The organism is Staphylococcus sp. HMSC055C03 (genome assembly GCF_001809385.1).
Taxonomy (GTDB): domain Bacteria; phylum Bacillota; class Bacilli; order Staphylococcales; family Staphylococcaceae; genus Staphylococcus; species Staphylococcus simulans.
Genome location: NZ_KV797477.1, coordinates 1 through 4,118, shown reverse-complemented (window position 1 = coordinate 4,118; position 4,118 = coordinate 1). Strand labels below are relative to the sequence as shown.

Here is a 4,118-nt window from a genome sequence, read left to right as displayed (position 1 = left end):
GTTAGCTATATTTTTTTACTTTGCAACAGAACCTCTAACTTTATATTGAATTCACTATTTTTATGGATATCTACTAATTTACTGTTAAATACGACTGCAAGTTCTTTATTGTGCTCTAAAATCATCTCTGTAAAGTTAGATGGTGCAAATGATAATTGAATGTAGAACTTAACTAAATACTCTGAATCATAAATATATTCTTGAAAAAACTTTGTAAGTTCTCCATGAGCATTATGAGTCTTTGTATTAATACTTTTGATTAATTTCATACCCTTATTCATACATCTTTCAATACATTGTTCATACAATTCATCTTTACTTTTGAAATAGTTATACAAACTTGCCTTTTTAATACCTAATTCATTGGCAATATTATTTAGTGATGTTCCATAATAGCCCATTTCAGAAAAGGTTCTCAAACTTATTTGAATGAGTTTCTCAGATGTATTATTCACTTCCGCTGCCTCCTTCACTTTATGTGAATAATTATACAGGAAAACAAAATAAAAATCACTAATAAAAGCGTTTACATTTCATACAATAAATTACGCATTGCCTTTTTTTCTGAAAATGATATACTGTTTTTGCCAACTATCGTTTGTTAGGGAGAGTATTATGGAAATTTTATTAATGTTTTTTATCGTTTATCCAATAGCTATGTCAATTTTTTGGATAATCGGAACTTTGATTTACTACGTTTTTATCGAAAGAAAGTTGAAAGCTAAGCATATTAACTATCAACCGAAAGAAGGAATTTCATTTATTATCGCTTGTTACAACGAAGCGAGTACCATTGCAGAAACGATTAAGAATTTAAATGACCTTTCATACCCAATCAAAGAAATTATTGCTGTTAATGATGGTAGTTCGGATCATACAAAGGAAGAATTATTAAGACTTAAACAAATGTACAAAATTAAGTTTATTAACTTAGAAGAAAATAGGGGTAAAGCAAATGCATTAAACGTTGCAGCTCAATATGCTCAATACCCATATTTGATGTGTGTGGATGCAGATACGATTATCGACGATGATGCACCGTACTATATGGTGGAAAGTTTGGTTGATGATCCAACAATCGGAGCAGTAACAGGGAACCCACGTATTAGAAATAAATCTACTTTACTAGGGAAAATTCAAACAATCGAATATGCAAGCATGATAGGCAGTATTAAGAGAGCGCAAACAATTAATGGGTTTGTTAATACGATATCTGGTGTATTTACGCTATTTAATAAAAAAGCACTAGAGAAGAATCAATATTGGGATACGGACATGATTACTGAAGATATTGCGGTATCATGGAAGTTTCATTTATCAGGATACAAAATAAAATATGAACCGAGAGCATTATGTTGGATGCTTGTTCCTGAAACATTTAAGGGTTTATGGAAACAAAGAGTAAGATGGTCCCAAGGTGGACATGAAGTGATTTTAAGAGATTTTAAGAACATGTTTAAAGTAAGAAACGTTTCATTATGGTTTTTATATATTGAACAGATTCTTTCTGTAATATGGGTATATGGCATAGTTGTTATCTTATGTTACACACTTCTTCGATTAAACTTCTTGGATTACTACTTCTATAATTATCAATTAAATATCTTTTTAATATCAGCATTCTTACTGACGTTTATTAATGTTATTCAATTTACGATTTCTTTATTGATTGATAGTAGATATGAAAGGAAAAATAATTTATTTCTCATATTTTTAAGTTGGTATCCAACTTTTTATTGGTTAATCAATGCGATCGTCGTCATTGCAGCATTTCCAAAAGCACTTAAAAGAAAAAAAGGAGAGTTTGCTACATGGACAAGTCCAGACAGAGGGAACATAAAAGAGTAGAATCAAATTTAAATATTTTTAGAGAGTCAATTGTATTTATAGCATCATCAATATTATGGCTATATTGCATAACAGTATTATTTGTAATGGTAGGTTCGTTATTACCGATAGACAATCATTTTATAAAAATTGTAAGAGTAATATTGAATCTTGAGAAAGGTGACATTGTCTCGATTTTTAATTATTTTGTGATTGGGTCAATCATCATTGCAGTATATCTGATGATTACGTTTCTATTCAACGTTAGAAGAAAGAGAGCTGTACCACATGAGTATTATTAAGTTAAGTCTTAAGTGGTCGATGATGATAGCTTTGATATTATTCATGTTCATTTCTAGTGATCAATCAGTACTTGCTAAGAAACAAAAAACACTTGGTGGCGAGAAAAATGGATGTCTCGCATTAAACTATCACCGCGTACGAGAAGATACATGGATAGATAAATTGCTATCAGCATTCTCGAATAGTAAAGAATTAAAAATTTATAGTGTCACTGACACACAATTCGAATTTCATATTAAATGGTTAAAAGAAAAGAATGCTCAATTTTTATCTTTAGATGAATTTATTCATTACAAAGAAAAAGGTAAGTTCCCTAAAAATTGCGTGTGGTTAAATTTTGATGATATGGATCAAAGTATTTATGAAAATGCCTTTCCAATTATGAAAAAATACGATGTCCAAGGAACGGGATTTGTAATAACGGATCATGTAGGGGACCCTGATTTTCATAATATTCGTATGTCGCCTAAAAAAGAATTACTCGAAATGAAGAATAGTGGTCTATGGGATTTTGCATCGCATACACATGATATGCATACTATGAAAAAAGAAAAATCAAAATTAGTATCATATGCTGAAAAGGGGAACATTAAACAGGATATCGATAAAAGTACGAACTATATTAAAGATGAACTAGATGGAAATGAACAAGCGATCGCATATCCGTACGGTCAAGCAAACGATAAATTAATTAAACAACTTGATAACGATACATCAATCAAGTATGGATTTACATTGGAAGAAAAAGCAGTTGTTCCAGATAGTGATAATTTTTACATTCCAAGAGTTATGGTAAGTGATGATGCTTTTAACAAGCTTGTTAAGAAATGGGAAGGATTTAATCATGAGTAAAGGAAGATATATTGAATTTATATATTTAAGAACATTTTTATGTTTATTAATTGTGCTAACACATGTTTTTACCGAGTTTACAAACACAAATGAACCTGATAATTTGCAATTACAAGTCTTATATTGGATCAGAATGATCTTAATTATCGGGACACCTTCATTTATTATATTGTCTCAACTATTAACGACACTAAATTATAATGAAAAATTAAAAATAGGCTATTTAAGAACACGACTAAAATATATATTATTACCTTACTTAATTATGGGTGCATTCTATAGCTATTCTGAATCACTTAAATTAAATGATTCATTCTTAACGCAATATACAGAAAATGTTATTCAAGGTAATTGGTATGGCTATTTTATTGTAATCATTATTCAGTTCTTCTTGCTAAATTGGATCATATATCGGATAAACGCTAAAATACTTTTTTCAAAATGGAGTCTTATCATTTCGTTCATAATTAATACAATCTATTTGTATAGTTACCAAAATGTTGAACCTGTTAGAGAATTTATAAGTCACTATTATCCATTTAGTCCTGAAACATTTATAATTGGTTGGTTATTTTATTACTTTTTAGGTTCTTACGTAGGTCATAATTATCAAGCTATTAAAGCTTTCGTATCGAAATACATCGCTTTAATTGTATTTTTAGCTATCGCTGCATACATAGCTTTTGTATTTGTAGGAGAACATGATTATTGGATGGTTAGTAGTATGGACTATCGTATTTTATTATATATCACTTTTGCATTTTTAATTTTAATTAACTTTAGCACACAGTTTGATGAATTTATGTTTAGTTCTGTTGAATTGATTAGTAGATATTCATTTTTCGTTTATTTATTACATCCGATTATATTGGAATATATGTTCCAATATACAAGTATATTTGAAGAACAAACATTCATCTTTATTCCAATATCATTACTGTTTATTGTGGGATGTTGTCTCGGGATTGGTATTTTATTAAGAGAATTTCAAATTTTTAAATTCGTAATGGGCAGACAACCTTATAACAAATAAAAAGTTCTATTATAAAGTTAATTTTCATGTTAATGAGATATACATCAAAATAAAAGGAAAATGGAGCTGTTTATATCGTGCCATTGATGCAGAGGGACATACA

At 29.2% G+C, this 4,118-nt stretch carries 5 protein-coding genes and 1 pseudogene; 5 read left to right on the top strand and 1 reads right to left on the bottom strand.

Going from position 1 to position 4,118, the window contains the following annotated elements:
* Positions 1-5: 5 nt before the first annotated feature.
* Positions 6-455 carry a TetR/AcrR family transcriptional regulator gene (locus tag HMPREF2603_RS02565; RefSeq protein WP_070463551.1) on the bottom strand — a complete coding sequence of 150 codons (450 nt, stop codon included), beginning with the start codon at positions 453-455 and terminating at the stop codon, positions 6-8.
* 160 nt (positions 456-615) lie between these two features.
* Between HMPREF2603_RS02565 and pgaC the strand changes: the two genes are divergently transcribed.
* From pgaC to HMPREF2603_RS12965, 5 genes and pseudogenes are all read left to right on the top strand, one after another.
* Positions 616-1,848, top strand: a complete 1,233-nt coding sequence (gene pgaC / locus HMPREF2603_RS02560; RefSeq protein ID WP_070469110.1) for a poly-beta-1,6-N-acetyl-D-glucosamine synthase — start codon at positions 616-618, stop codon at positions 1,846-1,848.
* Positions 1,812-2,129 carry an intracellular adhesion protein IcaD gene (gene icaD / locus HMPREF2603_RS13805; protein WP_060804069.1) on the top strand — a complete coding sequence of 106 codons (318 nt, stop codon included), beginning with the start codon at positions 1,812-1,814 and terminating at the stop codon, positions 2,127-2,129. The genes pgaC and icaD overlap by 37 nt, the downstream gene beginning before the upstream one ends.
* Complete coding sequence (icaB, locus tag HMPREF2603_RS02550) at positions 2,116-2,982, top strand: intercellular adhesin biosynthesis polysaccharide N-deacetylase (protein WP_060804068.1); 867 nt, start codon at positions 2,116-2,118, stop codon at positions 2,980-2,982. The genes icaD and icaB overlap by 14 nt, the downstream gene beginning before the upstream one ends.
* Positions 2,930-4,015: an acyltransferase family protein gene (locus tag HMPREF2603_RS02545; RefSeq protein WP_315941007.1), complete on the top strand. Its 1,086-nt coding sequence runs from the start codon at positions 2,930-2,932 to the stop codon at positions 4,013-4,015. The genes icaB and HMPREF2603_RS02545 overlap by 53 nt, the downstream gene beginning before the upstream one ends.
* Positions 4,011-4,118 (top strand): annotated as a pseudogene (locus tag HMPREF2603_RS12965) (DDE-type integrase/transposase/recombinase); the annotation flags it as partial. The gene HMPREF2603_RS02545 and the pseudogene HMPREF2603_RS12965, both read left to right, overlap by 5 nt.

What these genes read in the sequence shown, in the direction of transcription:
- HMPREF2603_RS02545 (WP_315941007.1), top strand. Translation starts at nt 2,930, where the DNA reads ATGATGCTTTTAACAAGCTTGTTAAGAAATGGGAAGGATTTAATCATG.
- icaD (WP_060804069.1), top strand. Translation starts at nt 1,812, where the DNA reads ATGGACAAGTCCAGACAGAGGGAACATAAAAGAGTAGAATCAAATTTA.
- icaB (WP_060804068.1), top strand. Translation starts at nt 2,116, where the DNA reads ATGAGTATTATTAAGTTAAGTCTTAAGTGGTCGATGATGATAGCTTTG.
- pgaC (WP_070469110.1), top strand. Translation starts at nt 616, where the DNA reads ATGGAAATTTTATTAATGTTTTTTATCGTTTATCCAATAGCTATGTCA.